The 16,104-nt window shown below is 66.0% G+C and carries 12 protein-coding genes and 1 riboswitch; of the genes, 5 read left to right on the forward strand and 7 right to left on the reverse strand.

Annotated elements, in window-relative coordinates; translation table 11 throughout:
- Positions 1-18: 18 nt before the first annotated feature.
- The gene (locus tag OHA42_RS32555) at positions 19-765 is read right to left on the reverse strand and encodes a DivIVA domain-containing protein (protein WP_406239776.1); all 747 of its coding nucleotides are present in this window, start codon (positions 763-765) and stop codon (positions 19-21) included.
- Positions 766-1,160: 395 nt separating this feature from the next.
- Here OHA42_RS32555 and OHA42_RS32560 point away from each other — a divergent pair, with 395 nt between their 5' ends.
- On the forward strand, positions 1,161-1,673 hold the full coding sequence (locus OHA42_RS32560; protein WP_406231601.1) for a GtrA family protein: 513 nt from the start codon (positions 1,161-1,163) through the stop codon (positions 1,671-1,673).
- Positions 1,674-1,756: 83 nt separating this feature from the next.
- Here the strand turns inward: OHA42_RS32560 and coaD are convergent, their stop codons facing one another.
- The 3 genes from coaD to OHA42_RS32575 are packed head-to-tail and all read right to left on the reverse strand — an operon-like array spanning position 1,757 to position 6,222.
- The gene (gene coaD, locus OHA42_RS32565) at positions 1,757-2,242 is read right to left on the reverse strand and encodes a pantetheine-phosphate adenylyltransferase (protein WP_406231603.1); all 486 of its coding nucleotides are present in this window, start codon (positions 2,240-2,242) and stop codon (positions 1,757-1,759) included.
- A gap of 3 nt (positions 2,243-2,245) precedes the next feature.
- Positions 2,246-2,821 (reverse strand): 16S rRNA (guanine(966)-N(2))-methyltransferase RsmD, encoded by a 576-nt coding sequence (gene rsmD / locus OHA42_RS32570; protein WP_406231605.1) that lies wholly within the window; start codon positions 2,819-2,821, stop codon positions 2,246-2,248.
- Entirely contained in the window at positions 2,818-6,222 is a 3,405-nt protein-coding gene (locus OHA42_RS32575; protein WP_406231607.1) for a pyruvate carboxylase, read from the reverse strand. Before OHA42_RS32575 ends, rsmD begins: the two co-directional genes overlap by 4 nt.
- Positions 6,223-6,568: 346 nt before the next feature.
- Positions 6,569-6,800, forward strand: a riboswitch (cobalamin riboswitch).
- 146 nt (positions 6,801-6,946) lie between these two features.
- On the opposite strand from OHA42_RS32575, the gene metE reads away from it, so the two are divergent.
- The 4 genes from metE (at position 6,947) to OHA42_RS32595 (ending at position 11,238) form a co-directional block, all read left to right on the forward strand.
- Entirely contained in the window at positions 6,947-9,214 is a 2,268-nt protein-coding gene (gene metE / locus OHA42_RS32580; RefSeq protein ID WP_406231609.1) for a 5-methyltetrahydropteroyltriglutamate--homocysteine S-methyltransferase, read from the forward strand.
- A 564-nt stretch (positions 9,215-9,778) separates the two neighbouring features.
- Positions 9,779-10,066: a hypothetical protein gene (locus tag OHA42_RS32585; RefSeq protein ID WP_406231611.1), complete on the forward strand. Its 288-nt coding sequence runs from the start codon at positions 9,779-9,781 to the stop codon at positions 10,064-10,066.
- 71 nt (positions 10,067-10,137) lie between these two features.
- A complete protein-coding gene (locus OHA42_RS32590) occupies positions 10,138-10,497 on the forward strand; it encodes a hypothetical protein (RefSeq protein WP_406231613.1) in 360 nt (119 codons plus the stop codon).
- A gap of 189 nt (positions 10,498-10,686) precedes the next feature.
- Positions 10,687-11,238: a hypothetical protein gene (locus OHA42_RS32595; protein ID WP_406231614.1), complete on the forward strand. Its 552-nt coding sequence runs from the start codon at positions 10,687-10,689 to the stop codon at positions 11,236-11,238.
- Positions 11,239-11,253: 15 nt separating this feature from the next.
- Here the strand turns inward: OHA42_RS32595 and OHA42_RS32600 are convergent, their stop codons facing one another.
- The 3 genes from OHA42_RS32600 to OHA42_RS32610 are packed head-to-tail and all read right to left on the reverse strand — an operon-like array spanning position 11,254 to position 15,955.
- Positions 11,254-13,797: an ATP-binding protein gene (locus tag OHA42_RS32600; protein ID WP_406231616.1), complete on the reverse strand. Its 2,544-nt coding sequence runs from the start codon at positions 13,795-13,797 to the stop codon at positions 11,254-11,256.
- A gap of 42 nt (positions 13,798-13,839) precedes the next feature.
- The gene (locus OHA42_RS32605; RefSeq protein WP_406231618.1) at positions 13,840-15,306 is read right to left on the reverse strand and encodes a LuxR C-terminal-related transcriptional regulator; all 1,467 of its coding nucleotides are present in this window, start codon (positions 15,304-15,306) and stop codon (positions 13,840-13,842) included.
- A gap of 58 nt (positions 15,307-15,364) precedes the next feature.
- A complete protein-coding gene (locus OHA42_RS32610; RefSeq protein WP_406231620.1) occupies positions 15,365-15,955 on the reverse strand; it encodes a dihydrofolate reductase family protein in 591 nt (196 codons plus the stop codon).
- Between the last annotated feature and the right edge of the window lie 149 nt (positions 15,956-16,104).

Raw genomic sequence — 16,104 nt, forward strand, 5'->3', positions numbered from 1 at the left:
GTCCCGGCCGGTAGGCGGCTAGCGGCGATATTCCCCCGCATAGTCCGGCGCACCCGCGCCGGAACGCAGCTGGTGGCGACCACGACCGACGATACGCAGGGTGCTGTCGAGGGCCTCCTCGAATTCGGCGAGCTTTGTGTCGACGTAGTGGTCACACTCGTCGCGCATGCGGTCGGCCTCGGCGTGCGCCGCGTCGATCACGCGCGCCGACTCGGCGTGCGCGGCCCGCACCACCTCGGTCTGCGCGACAAGGCGATCCCGCTCGGCCTGCCCCTCCGCGACCGAGCGGTCATAGGCGGCCTGACCCGCCTCGACCATGCGCTCGGATTCCGTGCGGGCCCGGCCGGTGACGGCCTCGAATTCGGCATTGCCGTCGGCGACGACGCGGTCGGCCTCGGCCTGAGCGGTGTTCACCAGATGATCGGCGTGCGCGCTCGCCTCGGCCACCATGCGATCGGCATGCGCCTTGGCGTCGGCGAGGATCCGATCAGCCTCCTCGCGCGCGGACTCGACGGTCTCACGGGCCTGCTCATCCGCGCTTGTCACCGTCGTCTCGGCGGCCGAGCGCGCGTCCGAGACGATCTTGTCGCGATGGTCGAGCACGTCCTGGGCGTCGTCGAGTTCGCCGGGCAACGCGTCGCGGACGTCGTCGAGCAGCTCGAGCACATCACCGCGCGGCACAATGCAGCTGCGAGTCGGCGGGATGCCGCGCGCCTCCTCCACGATGGCGACCAGCTCGTCGAGTGCTTCGAATACGCGATACATGCTCACTACCCCACTCTCCTGCGGACTACGGCGAACTTTCTCACCGAGGCCCAGTGTGCCCCTCGTCACCGTAAGTGCCGAGCCATCCTCCGGTGTGTCGTGCCAGTGTCTCGCACGCCACAAAATCAAGTGGAGGATCCACCTCCACTTGGTGTTACATTTATCCAGAAGGTCGGAACAAGGTCTTCATAAGCGAATCCCAGGCCCCCACCGGGACAGTGGGACAGGAGGACGCCGAAGGGCGGACATCCAGAAGCCGATGATTGACAAGTTCCAATTGTTCAGTACATACTGAACAAGCAGTAATCAAGGAACTTGCTCGAGACCTCGGCGGGAAGGAATGCGATGACCATCGCTGTTGTCCCCACCAAAGGCTCTGTTCGATCGGAAAGACAATGACTGTTCTGGAAATCCCGCGACCGACGGCCGCCAGCATCTACACCCCCTGGGCTGGCCCGTACCCGGTGCTGCGGTCGGCAGCGTCGGTTGCCCCGCGGTTCGAACAGCTCATGCAGTACCTGCGCGGCGACCGTCCCTTCGCCCAGCTGATCCGTTTCGCACTGGTCGGCGGATCGAGCAATATCGCCTACGTCCTGCTGTTCTTCGCGATGCACGGCATCGGTCCCCTGATCGCCAACGTGGTCGGGTCGATCGTCAGCACCATCATCGCCAACGAGCTGCACCGTCAGCTCACCTTCCACGCGTCCGGCCGGGTCGGCTGGTTCACCGCACAGTGGGAAGGTGGCGGCCTGGCGCTGATCGGCCTCGGCATCACCACGGCGGGGCTGGCCGCCCTCGATGTCTGGACACCCGGCATCGGCGGAGCCGCGGAAGCCGCCGCCATCCTCGGAATCACGGCGGTCGTCGGCGGAATGCGCTTCCTGGCCCTGCGTGGCCTGGTCTTCTGAGGCCTTCGATATCAGCCCGAACACATCCGCCCCGTCGCCAAGATTTCTGGCGCCGGGGCGGATTTGCGTTTCGGGGTAACTGTCTAGCTGCGCTGCTCGGCGAGGCGATCCAGGAGACGCTTGTGGACCGAAGGCGGAAGCATGTCGGTGACATCACCGCCGAAGGCCGCCACCTCCTTGACCAGGGAGCTGGACAGGAAGCTGAACGACGGGTTGGTGGCGATGAAGAAGGTGTCGACTCCGGAGAGCTTCTTGTTCATCTGCGCCATCTGCAGCTCGTAGCCGAAGTCACCCGCGTCGCGCAGGCCCTTGACGATCGCGCTGATGCCCTGCTCCCGCGCGAAATCGACAAGCAGGCCGTACCACGACTCCACCCGAATGTTGGGCAGGTGGGCGGTGGCCTCGCGCAGCATCTCCATGCGTTCCTCGACGCTGAACATGCCCTTCTTGCTCTTGTTGATCATGACGGTCACCACGACCTCGTCGAACTGGGCCGAGGCCCGGTTGAAGACGTCGATGTGTCCATTGGTCACCGGGTCGAACGAGCCCGGGCACAACGCTCCTGCCATAGCTCAAACGCTAGCAGGCAGGCCGCCGACGAATTCCGCGAGCTCGATCCTGGTCTCGCCGTACTTGCGCACCTTCGCCGGGAAGTACCCTGCGGGCCAATCGATCTCGGGCGAGCGGATGGAGCGTTCCACCACCACGAGCGCGCCGGGCGCGAGCCAGCCGCGCTCGGCGAGGGCACGGACATCATCGGTCACCGCGGCGGTGTCCACGTCATACGGCGGATCGGACAGCGCAAGGTCGTAGTCACCGGCGCCGGCGTGCGCCAAGACGGCGGTGACCGCGCCGACGCGCAGTTCCGCGCCGGGCAAGCCGAGATCGGCAATATTGCCGCGCACGATCGCAGCAGCCTTGCGGTCGGACTCGATCAGCAGCGCGTGCCGGGCGCCACGCGACAGCGCCTCGAGGCCGAGCGCGCCCGAACCCGCGTAGAGATCGAGCACGCACACGCCGTCGAAGTCCATCCGCGCCTCCAGCGCGCTGAACAGCGCCTCACGCACCCGGTCGGAGGTAGGCCTCGTGCCTGCGGGCGGCACCCGTAGCCGCCGCCCGCCCGCTGTTCCCGCAACGATCCGTGTCATTCGCCCGCGGACTCGCGCACGACCAACTCGACCAGCAGATCGCCGCCCTCGACCTGCTGCACCCGGCCGATCGCGACCCGCCCGACAGTGCCTGCACGCGGCGCGGTGATCGCGGCCTCCATCTTCATCGCCTCGATGGTGCCGATGGTGTCACCCGCGCCGATCGAATCACCTTCCGACACAGCCAGAGTCACCACACCCGCGAACGGAGCGGCGATATGGCCCGGATTGGTCTTGTCCGCCTTCTCCGCGGCCGGGATCTCGCTGGCGATGGACCTGTCACGGACCGCGACAGGACGCAGCTGACCGTTGAGGATGCACATCACCGTGCGCATACCGCGCTCGTCGGGCTCGGAGATGGCCTCCAGACCGATGAGCAGGGTCACGCCCTTCTCCAACTGCACCCGATGCTCGTCACCGCGGCGCAGGCCGTAGAAGAACTGGTTGGCCGACAGGCCGGAGGTGTCGCCGTACTGCTCGCGGTGCGCGAGGAATTCGGCCGTGGGGCCGGGGAACAACAGCCGGTTCAGCGTGTCCCTACGCTGCTCCGACGAACCGGCGAGCCCGGCCTCGTCCTGGGCCGTCAGCGGGGTCTCCGGTTTCGCAGGTCCCCGACCTGCCAGCGCCCTGCTGCGGAAAGGCTCCGGCCAGCCGCCTGCCGGGGTGCCCAGTTCCCCACGCAGGAAGCCGATGACCGAATCGGGAATGTCGTAGCGGCCCGGGTCGGTCGCGAAGTCGTCGATGTCGACGTCGGTGCCGACGAGGGCGAGCGCAAGGTCGCCGACCACCTTCGACGAAGGAGTCACCTTCACCAGACGACCGAGCAGCCGATCTGCCGCCGCATACTTCGCTTCGACCTCTTCGAACCGGTCACCGAGCCCGAGCGCGATGGCCTGCTGACGCAGGTTCGACAACTGACCGCCGGGGATCTCGTGGGTGTAGACGCGACCGGTCGGGGCGGGCAGCCCGGACTCGAAGGGCGCGTACACCTTTCGCAGTGCCTCCCAGAACGGCTCTAGATCGCAGACGTTCTGCAGGTTCAGACCGGTGTCGTACTCACTGTGCGCGGCGGCGGCGACGATCGCCGACAGCGCGGGCTGGCTGGTGGTGCCTGCCATGGCGGCGCTGGCGCCGTCGACCGCGTCGGCGCCCGCCTGCCAGGCGGCAAGATAGGTGGCCAACTGCCCGCCGGGGGTGTCATGGGTGTGCACGTGCACCGGCAGATCGAAGTTACGGCGCAGCGCGGTCACCAGGGTGGCGGCAGCGGGGGCGCGCAGCAGACCTGCCATGTCCTTGATGGCGAGGACATGTGCGCCCGCGTCCACGATCTGCTCGGCCAGCTCGAGGTAATAGTCGAGGGTGTAGATGGTCTCGTCCGGGTTGGACAGGTCACCGGTGTAGCTCATCGCGACTTCCGCGATGGCGGTACCGGTTTCGCGCACGGCATCGATGGCGGGGCGCATCTGGTCGACATTGTTGAGCGCGTCGAAGATGCGAAAGATATCGATGCCGGTCGCGGTGGCCTCGGACACGAATGCGCGAGTCACTCGCTCGGGGTACGGCGTGTAGCCGACGGTGTTGCGGCCACGCAGCAGCATTTGCAGGCAGATGTTCGGCACGGCCTCGCGCAGTGCGGCCAGCCGCTCCCACGGATCCTCGTACAGGAAGCGGAGCGCCACATCATAAGTAGCGCCGCCCCAGGCCTCGATGGAGAGCAACTCGGGTGTCATCCGCGCGACATGTCCCGCGACGGCAAGCAGTCCATTGGTCCGAACCCGGGTGGCCAGCAACGACTGGTGCGCGTCGCGGAAGGTGGTGTCGGTGACGCCGACGGCCTTCTGTTCGCGCAGCGCCCGCGCGAAACCCTCGGGGCCGAGGCTCAGCAGCCGCTGCCGGGAACCCGGAGGCGGCGGCACCGTCAGATCGAGCGCGGGCAGCTTGTCATGCGGATACACCGCCGTCGGTCGCTCGCCGTGCGGCTTGTTCACGGTGACATCGGCAAGATAGGTGAGGATCTTGGTGCCGCGGTCGGCCGACCCGCGCAGCGTGAGCAGCTGCGGGCGCTCCTCGATGAACGAGGTGGTGACCCGGCCCGCACGGAAATCGGGATCGTCGAGCACCGCCTGCAGGAACGGAATGTTGGTTGCCACGCCACGGATTCGGAACTCCGCCACCGCACGGCGAGCCCGCGCGATCGCGGTCTCGAAATCGCGGCCTCGACAGGTGAGCTTCACCAGCATGGAGTCGAAGTAGGCGCCGACCTCGGCGCCCAGGTTCGCGCCGCCGTCCAGGCGAATTCCTGCGCCACCGGGGGTGCGGTAGGCGGTGATACGGCCGGTGTCCGGACGGAAACCGTTTGCCGGGTCCTCGGTGGTGATACGGCACTGCAGTGCTGCGCCGCGGATCTGCACGGTCTCCTGACTCAGACCGAGCTGCTCGAGGGTCTCCCCCGCCGCGATACGCAGCTGCGACTGCACCAGGTCCACATCGGTGATCTCCTCGGTCACGGTGTGTTCGACCTGAATACGCGGGTTCATTTCGATGAAGACATGATGGCCGCGCTCGTCGAGCAGGAACTCGACAGTGCCCGCGCAGCTGTAGCCGATCTGCCGAGCGAAGGCGACCGCGTCGGCGCAGATCTTCTCGCGCAGTACGGGATCCAGGTTCGGCGCGGGCGCGAGCTCGATCACCTTCTGGTGCCGCCGCTGCAGCGAACAGTCCCGCTCGAACAAGTGCATGACGTTGCCGTGCTGGTCGGCGAGGATTTGCACCTCGATGTGACGCGGGTTCACCACGGCCTGCTCGAGGAACACCGTCGGATCACCGAAGGCCGACTCGGCCTCCCGCGATGCCGCCTCGATCGACTCACGCAGGTACTCGGGGGCGGCAACACGGCGCATGCCGCGACCACCGCCACCGGCGACGGCCTTCACGAAGATCGGGTAGTCCAGCTGCTCGGAGGCCGCGACCAGCGCCTCGACGTCCGCCGACGGCTCGCTGGAGCGCAGCACCGGCAGCCCGGCCGCCTTCGCCGCCGCGATGGCGCGCGCCTTGTTGCCCGCCAGCTCGAGCACCTCCGCCGAAGGACCGATGAAGGTGATGCCCTCGCGCGCACAGGCAGCAGCCAGGTCGGGGTTCTCGGACAGGAAGCCGTAGCCGGGATAGATCGCGTCGGCGCCCGCCGACTTGGCGGCCTCGATAATGGCGTCGATGGAGAGATACGCCCGGACCGGGTGGCCCTCCTCACCGATCTGGTAAGACTCGGCCGCCTTCAACCGGTGGACCGAATTGCGGTCCTCGTACGGGAAAACCGCGACGGTTCCGATGCCGAGCTCATAGGCCGCGCGGAAGGCCCGGATCGCGATTTCGCCACGGTTGGCGACCAAGACTTTCGAGAACATTGACCTAAGGTACCCGGCCCCGAAGATGCTTTTGACACGGAAGGCCCCTTCGCAGGAATCTTCACAACGCCACCTAGCAACCCTGCGAAGTTGCGGTAATGCTGCGTTCATTTTGCAGCCCGGCCTCAAAGCCCCGACAACCATCCACCGCCAGCCGTGGGGCGGGTGCGAGTAGAGAAATGATGGCTACCGAGGGGCTGGGAGCCGCCTTCCCTGCGCGCGCTATCGGGTCGCAGTCGAGTGAGGTGCGGTTTCATCGGTGACCGCTGCCCTATGCTGGTTGGTGCAGCTGGTTCGCTGGTGCGCAGACGAGATGGAGCCCCGACGTCGCGTGCCGGAGTCGAAGCTCGTGGACCCGAATGTCGGGCGCGCGGGTGAAGAGGGAACCCGGTGAGAATCCGGGACTGTCCCGCAGCGGTATGCAGGAACGACCGCCGTCACAGGCACTGAGTTCAACGGGCGATCTGCCCCTCGACTTGGGAAGCGACGGCCAGTAGGTGAGCCCCGGCGCAGGCCGGGGTCGGCCAGAAGGCCCGTGCCCGCAAGTCCGAAGACCTGCCAGCCGTGCCGGATACGCCGTATCCGGCGGCCACCGCCTCGTGGATTGGGCGCGCGGACCACCAGTGCGACGTGTCGGGCTCTCCTGTCGGTTTCTCCGACATGTCACTTGGTTTCCGTGTGCTCGTAGGGTGTCTGGCTCTCAACTCAGCACTGGAGAAACATCGTGACTGTTTCACATCACACACCGTTCACCGCAACGGTTCTCGGCCTGCCGCGGGTGGGGCCGCACCGTGAGCTCAAGCGCGCCACCGAGTCCTACTGGGCCGGGCGCATCGACGCCGAGCAGCTGCACACCGTCGCCCGCGACCTGCGGCGCACTCAACTCACCGAACTACAGGCCGCAGGGCTCGACTCGATTCCCGTCGGGACGTTCTCTTACTACGACCAGGTGCTCGACACCGCCGCGCTGCTCGGCGCCCTGCCGCCGCGGGTGGCAGGCATCGCCGATCCGCTGGATCGCTATTTCGCCGCCGCACGCGGCACCGACACGGTCGAGCCGCTGGAGATGACCAAGTGGTTCGACACCAACTACCACTACCTGGTGCCGGAAATCGGTGCGGACACCGCATTCGCACTGCATCCCGAGCAGCTGCTCGAGCAACTGCATGAGGCCCTCGCCCTGGGGACGCAAGCACGGCCGGTCGTCGTCGGCCCGATCACCTTTCTGAAGCTGGCCAAGACGACGGGCGGCGCGGCGCTGGATCGCCTCGGCGAGCTCGTTCCGCTCTACCGTGACCTGCTGCGGCTGCTGGCCGCGGCGGGTGCCGAGTGGGTGCAGCTCGACGAGCCCATCACGGTCACCGATCTGACCGCCGACGAAATCGAACTGGTACGAACCACTTACGCGGAGCTGTCGGCGGCACCGGACCGTCCGGCGATCCTGGTGGCCACCTACTTCGGTAAGCCGGGCGCCGCGCTCACCGCACTGGCAGGCACCGAGATCGAGGGCATCGCACTCGATTTCACGGTGCCGACCGATCTCTCGGAGGTGGTCGTGGTACCGGCACTGGCGGACAAGCTGCTGGTCGCCGGTGTGGTCGACGGCCGCAATGTCTGGCGAACCGACCTTGATCGGGCGCTGGCCACCCTCGGCACCCTGCTGGGATCTGCGGCGACAGTAGCGGTGTCGAGCTCCTGCTCGCTGCTGCATGTGCCCTACACCCTCGACACCGAAACCGGCTTGGACGAGCAGCTGCGGTCGTGGCTGGCCTTCGGTGCGGAAAAGGTCGCCGAGGTACGGGTGCTCGCCACCGCGCTGAACGAGGGCCCGCAAGCCATCGCCGCCGAGTTGGACACGGTCCGTGCGGCATTGGAGACACGTCGAGCCGATCCCCGGCTCGACAATCCGCAGGTGCGTGCCAGGCTGACCGCGCTCGGCCCGGACACCGTCCGGCGCGCGGCCGCCGAGCAACGTCGGGTACTGCAAGCCGAACGGTTGCAGTTGCCGTCGCTGCCGACCACCACGATCGGCTCCTACCCGCAGACCTCCGCGATCCGGCTGGCACGGGCGGCGCTGCGTACCGGCGAGATCGATCAGGCGGAGTATGTCCGCAGGATGCAGGCGGAGATCGCGGATGTCATTGCGCTGCAAGAGAAGCTGGGGTTGGACGTGCTCGTGCACGGCGAGCCCGAGCGCAACGACATGGTGCAGTACTTCGCCGAACAGTTGGACGGATTCGCCGCCACCGAGGCGGGATGGGTGCAGTCCTACGGCACCCGCTGCGTGCGGCCGCCGATCCTCTACGGCGATGTGGCACGCCGCGCTCCGATGACCGTCGACTGGATCACCTACGCCCAATCACTCACCGACAAGCCGGTCAAGGGCATGCTCACCGGCCCGGTGACGATCCTGGCCTGGTCTTTCGTGCGCGACGACCAACCGCTTGCCGACTCGGCACGTCAAGTGGCGCTGGCGATCCGGGACGAGACGGTGGACCTGCAGTCCGCAGGCATCCGCATCGTCCAGGTCGACGAACCCGCGCTGCGGGAGCTGCTGCCGCTGCGGGCCGCCGATCAGCCGGCCTACCTCGACTGGTCGGTGCAGGCTTTCCGGCTGGCGACCTCGGGCGTTTCGGATGCGACCCAGATCCACACCCATCTCTGCTATTCGGAGTTCGGTGAAGTCATCGATGCGATCGCCGGCCTCGACGCCGACGTGACGTCGATCGAGGCGGCCCGTTCCCACATGGAGGTGCTCGACGATCTCAACGCCGCGGGCTTCGACCTCGGCGTCGGCCCCGGTGTCTACGACATCCACTCGCCACGGGTACCGAGCGTCGACGAGATCACCGCCGCCCTGCGTGCGGCATTGAAAGCTGTTCCAGCCGAACGACTCTGGGTCAATCCGGACTGCGGATTGAAGACCAGGGGACCGGTCGAGGTCGAAGCGTCGCTGCGCAATATGGTCGCCGCCGCGGCCGCCGTCCGCTGATCTATACGGCGTATCTGATGCGTTCGCAATAATGCGTTCGCACTGAATTCCTTACTCCCTCCGGAACTCCGGAGGGAGTAAGGACCAGAAGAAGAAATAGCCGTACCGAATTACCCATGGCCTCAGCCCGATTCGGGCCCCGGCCATGGCCGCCGCCGACGCGCCGCGTAGCGCTCACACAGTTCTCCAGCTCGCAGTACCGGCCGCAACCGCGACTTTGCGCCGATCCCACGCCGCCACGCGGTATGGCATCCCGGGCAACGCTCCATGTGCAACCCCTCCTCGCACGATCGAAACACCTCGAATCCCCTTCGCTGTCTTCGACGCGCGCGCACCCGATCGGGTTCCCCTCTTCGCGACAGATTTCGGATCGCCGCGGTCGGACGGCCACCGACCCCTCCTCGACACGTCTGCGAAACCTGTTCGTAACTGCGATTTCCCGACAGAAACCTCTAGACATCCATCGGACCGTCGATTAATGTGACGTTATATAGCGGCACGATAGACAGTGAGTCGCTAGCCGGGGATTCCCGGGCGATCCAGAGATCGTGAAGGACGCAAACGATGACCAGGACCAACCCACAGCGACGGGCCACAAAAACCCTGCTCCGCCTGCTGATCGTGAGCGCAACGGTGGTGACCCCTGCGGTGCTGATGCCCACGCAGGTTCTAGCCCAGCCCGGCCCGGCCGTTTCGACGGTGCGGACCGAATCCCCCAGCCACCACGGACGTGACAAATCGGGACGCGATTCGCACCGTCACCGCAGGCGCGACGAGGAGAACAAACGTCGCCAGAACTGCGGAACGCAATTCATTCCCGGCCCGCTCTTCTGCGGCATTTTCACTAACTGACCAGCGAAACGCCAGTTAGCACCCAGACCTCACCAGCTTGATTACAGCTCGAAATCGAATGGAGAAATCCAATGTCCACCAATATCAACACCCGCCGCCTGCTGACCTGTGCCGCTATCGTCGGCGCGATCACCACCGCAGGTGCAGGTATGGCATCCGCAGTGCCCGGTGACCATTCCGGTGGTGGGTCGGGCCGCGGCGGTTCCTACAGCTCCGGCGATTCGACCGGCGCGCATCACATCGACCCCATGGGTTACCACCACGCCGAAAACAATCCGCTGCGGGAGATCGAGCAAGAGGACGCCCGCACCGAATACCACCAGCGCCAGAATCAGATCCAGACCCCCAACAACGCCCGCACCTACCAGGTTCAGGGTTCGGAAAACGGTGGCTGGAAGGTCTGCAAGCCCCAGGCGCGGTATTGCAAATAAGCCGATGCCATTGACCGCCGTTACGGAGTCGAACTCCGGCGGCGGTCAATGCTGCGGCCTCGACTATCGATATCTCCACACCCCTCAGCGAACGTGCCGCTACTCAGCGGCACATTGTATGGCGCATGAACTACCCGGATAGCCCGAGCGACGTCGGCTGATGGGACAGACGACGAAAGAGAGAAGCCGATGTTCACAAAGAGCGGGCATGAGAAGGCCACGCCGGTGTGTACCGATCGGGGCCCTTCGAAGGCCAAGACACTAGCCGTGCTCGCCATCACCGCAGTGACGGCAGGGGGCATCGGTGTCGGCGCGGGAACCGCCGCAGCTGAGCCCGCCGTGCCGTGCCGGTGGGCGGGCGACACCTACCCCCAGGGCATGTCCGTGAATGCAGGAGGCTGGAGCTTCACCTGCCGATCGGATAACTTCGGCAGCCCTAATTGGGTTCGCGGACATGCGGTCAACGGGCACAGCACCGTCCACAACCCCGGCGCCTACACGAACCCCGCCGGTCTGTTCAGCCCGGGCGCCCGCCAGCCGGGAACCTCGTACAACGACTATTGCGTCGGCAGTCAGCTGATCGAAGGCGCCGAGGACGTGTACCAGGTCGTGGCAGACCGAAACGGCTTCGTGTACTGGAAGGCCGCTGAGTCGATCAACATGTGGACCTTCGATGGCGGCACCGGCCCACAGCGGTCGACGCGGTCCGCAAGCCTCTGCTATGACGGCAACCTGACCTAGATCCCAGAGCCGCGTTCAGGGACGTGCCGGGGACCTCGCGGGCCGCTGCTCGGATTCGAGCCGGATCCGCTCGCTGAGGTCACCCGGCACGTGCCACATGATGTCCGCGCGGGTGGCCGCCATCAGTTTGCGACGGATGGCCACGACCTGGGCATCGACTGTTCGAATGGAACTACCGCGACGCGCGGCGATCGCGCTGTTGGCCCAGCCCGCAGCCGCGAGAACCGCGACGTCGCGTTCCGCGGGCGAGAGCTCCTGCCAGCGTGAGGCAGGCGCACGCACCGCGGGAACATCGGTGGGCAGTTCTTCGATGGTGAACCTGCCGAGCATGAACCGTTGCAACTCATCGTGTTCCGGCCGCATGCGCGCGCCACGGCGGGCGGCCGCCGTGTAATCCGCCGTACCGAGAACCGAGGTCGCCACCGCGACCGCGTGTTCGGTCCCACGAGCCACCAGCGTCACCCGCTCGGAGGCAATGCCCATCGATCGGTGCAAGGTGGCGATACCGCCTTGGAGATAGGCGATTTCGGTTGCCGCCGCTCGCAGCTCGGCGCGACTGCCGTCCCGCGCGCCGATCCTGGCGGACAAAATGTAGGTCAGCGCCATCATGCTGAAGTGGATAATCCAGCCGGCAGTCCATCGATCACCCGAGATCAGCAGACGTTCCAGTGCCCCGCGGCCGATTTCCAGCGCAGCGCGCGGATCACCGTGCCGCGAAACCGCGGTCAACCACGCCACCTCCCCCCAGGAGATGGCCCATTGGGAATCGCTGGCGATAGCCCGATCGAGATGCTCCCGCGCGGCGCTGAGCGCTAGCTCGGCGTCACCCAGGTTTGCACAGGACAGCGCGGCGAACAGTTCGCTGCGCTGCACCCCGCCCGCATCGTCGACCTCGGCGAACTTCCTACTCGCCCGGGTCAGTACATCGATGGCCCGCGGGTCGAGGTGCATCAGCAGCAGCTCTATGCCCCAGGTGAACTCCACCGGGGCAGGCAAGCCGATATCGTCGAGCGCGGTCTCGCGCCAGTTCTGTTGCAGCGCCGGATCGGATAGGCATTCGACGGCGCACTCGTCCAGCAGTTGCGCGGTATAGGCATGTCGCCCCTGCCAGATTGCCACCCATCCGACCAGCGCGGTCGCGGTGATCCGCAGCTGGGTCGGCGGCGGATCGACCTGTCTGATGGCTTCGAGCGCTTGTTCGGTGATGCCCCCGATGGCGCGGTTGGCACCGGTGATGAACGGAATGCGCAGCGCCATGAGAATGGCGGCGGTCTCCAGTCCGATGACGGCCTCGGTGGGTTCGACGAGACTGGTTTCGATGCCGAGCAGGATGTTGCACCACGCGGTACGCGCCCAGTCGAGCCAGTCCTTTTCGTACGGGCCGTACCACGTGGCCTGGCCAGCGGCGACTTTGTCCCGGTAGTAGCGCCGATGGCGGGCAAGCAGTTGTGCTTCGTCCATGCCGTCACCGCGTTGGGACAGTCGGTCCCGCACGAATACCCCGACGCTTTCCAGGAGGTAGTACCGGACCATGGTCGGCTCGATGCGGACCGAGACCAACGACCGCTCCGCCAGGCGTTCGAGCAACGGCTCGATCTCTTCCGCCGGTAATGACTTGTCGGCGCAGACCGCGATGATGGCCTCGGATTCCGCTCCGCTGCCGAGCAGTTCGGCGCCGTCACTGTCGCACCCGGTCACGAACACCGACATTCGGTCGAGCAAGAGTTGTTCACCCGCGGTGCACAGGCCGTAGGACCAGGCGATCACATCCCGCACACTGCGGTGCCGTTCCTCGGTCCCGAGCCGGGCGGCGTTGGACCATTGCATGCGCCGGTCGTCGGTATCGCCGGTGAGTTCACGCAGCACAATGATGGGCGGCCGATGCAGCAGGCGAGCCGCCGCCAACCGAATGAACAGCGGATTGTTGTCCACGTGCCAGCAGATCTGCCTGGCGACGGCAAGTTCTTCCGGATTGTCGGAGATCGGCCGGCCGGTGAGCTCCGCACGCCGCCGGAACAGCTCGAGTGCATGACCTGACGACATCGGGGGGACTGTCACGATGTGCTCGTCGATCCACCCCACCGGTTCCCGGCTGGTCGCGATGATGGTCAGGCTCGGCACCGCTTCCAGCAGACCGACGATCAACGGGCCGACCCCCGCGAGCACATGCTCGCAGTTATCCAACACCAATATCGTCCGATGGCTGCCCGCGATGTGACCACCGGTGAATGTCTCCACCAGACCGTCCCAGGCCGACCTTGCGGCAATATCCGCCGTCACGACCGACTGCACCACTTCTTCGGCCACGACCCCCGCGTCGGCGCCCGCCGCCAGCCGGGACAGCCGCGTCCAATAGACCGTGTGGTTGGGCGTCGGCCGAAATCGCCGCAGCGCTTCGGTCGCCAACGTGGTCTTACCGATTCCACCTGGTCCGGCCAGGGTGATGAGTCGCGCGGTCGCGGAAGCCAGCAGAGTGCCGATCCGCTGCAACTCGGTGTGCCTGCCGACGAACTCATGCGCCGCGGCGGGAACTTCATCGCCGGGTCTCACTGCAGACATCCTTGCTCACCTATCGATTTCGAGGCCACATGTAGCAGTAGCCTATCGATAACGAGCAACTCTACTGGTGCGACGTGGCCTGCGTTCGGATTCGTGCCGAACGCGCTCTGCGAGTTCCTCGGGAATATGGCGAGCGATCTCGTTGCGCGAGGCGATCATCAGCTTCTGCCTGATGGTGGCAACCTGGGCATCGACGGTCCGGACCGAGCTGTGGCGACGGACGGCGATCGCGCTGTTGGGCCAGCCGGCCGCGGCGAACACCGCCACATCGCGTTCTGCCTGGGACAACTCGCTCCACAACGAGGGTGTTCGCGCCGGCAGCGGCACCGGCAGCGGCCGCGAAACCTCAACGGCGCTTCGGATCTCCTGACCGACCGAGTCGATCCACGATTTGTCCGCCGGACTGTGCCACCCGACATGCCCGGCGGCGACCTTGTCACAGAAGTAGCGGCGATGCCGCGCGGACAGCAGTTCCGCTGCCGCGCGATCGCGGTGATGTAGCCGGTCACGCGCGAAGACTTGCACGCTTTCCACCAGATACCAGCTCATCGCGGCGGGGGTGAGGTGCACCGATAGCAGTGAACGTTCCGTCAGACGTTCGAGCAGATGCTCGATCTGGCCCGCGGGGAGGATATCGTCCGCGCACACCGCGATCACGGCATCGAGTTCGATACCCCGGTGCGGTGATTCGCCGTCATCGGTCTGATGGCCCGCCGCGAAGACCGATAGCCGCTCGAGCAGCAATTGTTCCCGCACGCCACACAGCGCGAAGGACCAGGCGAGGACGTCGTACACCCCGCGGTGGCGTGCTTCTGTGCCCGCCCGCGCGCCGTGCGTCCACCGTAGTCGCTTGTCGTCGGCACCGCCGCTGAGTTCGCGCAGCACCATCGCGGGCGGTTGATGGCGCAGCCGCGCCGCGGCCAACCGGATGAATAGCGGATTGTGATCGACGCGGCGGCAGATCCGCGCGGCGACGGCGAGCTGTTGGGAATCATCCGGAATCACCCACCCGACGAGTTCGGCCCGTTGTCTGAACAATTCGAGTGACTGCACCGGCGACAACGGCGGCACGGTGACGATGTACTCGTCGACCCAGCCGATCGGTTCCCTGCTGGTGGCCAGAATCGTCAGCCCCGGCGCCGCGGCGAGCAGATCCGCGATCAGCGGACCCACCGCGCCGAGCAGATGTTCACAGTTGTCCAGCACCAAGACCGCTCGGTCCGCGGAGTAGTTGCTGCCACCGCCGAAGGTGCATACCGCCGACTGCACGACATCCTGCGCCGTGGCTCGGCAATCGCCTTCCAATTCGGCGAGGCTGGCCCAGTACACCAGGTGGCTCCTGGCGCGGTGCACGCGACGCACGAACTCGCCCACCAACCGCGTCTTACCGATGCCACCAGGTCCTACCAGCGTGATCAGCCGTGCCCCCCCGGCCAGCAAGCCACCTAGTCGGTCCAATTCCACTTGGCGGCCGACGAATTCGCTGGTGGGTGCCTGTACCAGGGACATAGGACGAAAGTTAGCCGAATCAACGCGAACGCGCTGGAAATTTCAGGTTACCGGGGTGCTACGCCGACCGACATATCGCCGTATGAGCAGGCTGCTGGTAGTGCATCTGCACGACGGCACTTTCGAAGGTCATCACATCGACCAGCTGCAGATCCGCCATCGCAGCAGGTGCCGGGAACAGTGGCACGCCGCCACCCAGAACGAGCGGGTGGACGAACAGCCGGTATTCATCGATCAATTCGTGCCGCATGAAAGCCGAAGCCGTCTCGGCACCGCCGAACAGAACCATGTTGCAGTCCTGCTGGTCTCGCAGTGCGCAGATCTCGTCGACCATGCCGTCGCGCACGACTCGCGTGTTCCAGCCCGCGCTGCGCAGGCTGCGCGAGATGACGAGCTTCGGCGTCTGTTTCCAGCAGCGCGCGAAGTCGACATAGAACTCGGATATTGCCGGATCTCCGTCGGCCGTCGGCCAGAACGATGCCATGATCTCGTACGTCTTGCGTCCGTAGATGAACAGATCGGCCGCGCGAAGCTCGTCGAGAAACGATTCGCACAACTCCTCGTCCACCATCGGCCAGTGGATCTCCTGATCCGGCCCCTCCGCAAAGCCGTCGAGCGACATCTGCATCCACAGTGTCACGCTTCCCATACCCAACCCATCTGCTGCCCTCGTGCCGAAGTCAGATTGTGGTGGGGAATGAGGGCAGCGCGCATCGGTAGATTAACTCACGACATACCTAAGTAGGTCGTGAGTGATCACACGACCTGGCGCGCTGGATGGCCGCCAACCTGCTCGGT

Source organism: Nocardia sp. NBC_01009 (genome assembly GCF_045208035.1).
Lineage (GTDB): Bacteria > Actinomycetota > Actinomycetes > Mycobacteriales > Mycobacteriaceae > Nocardia.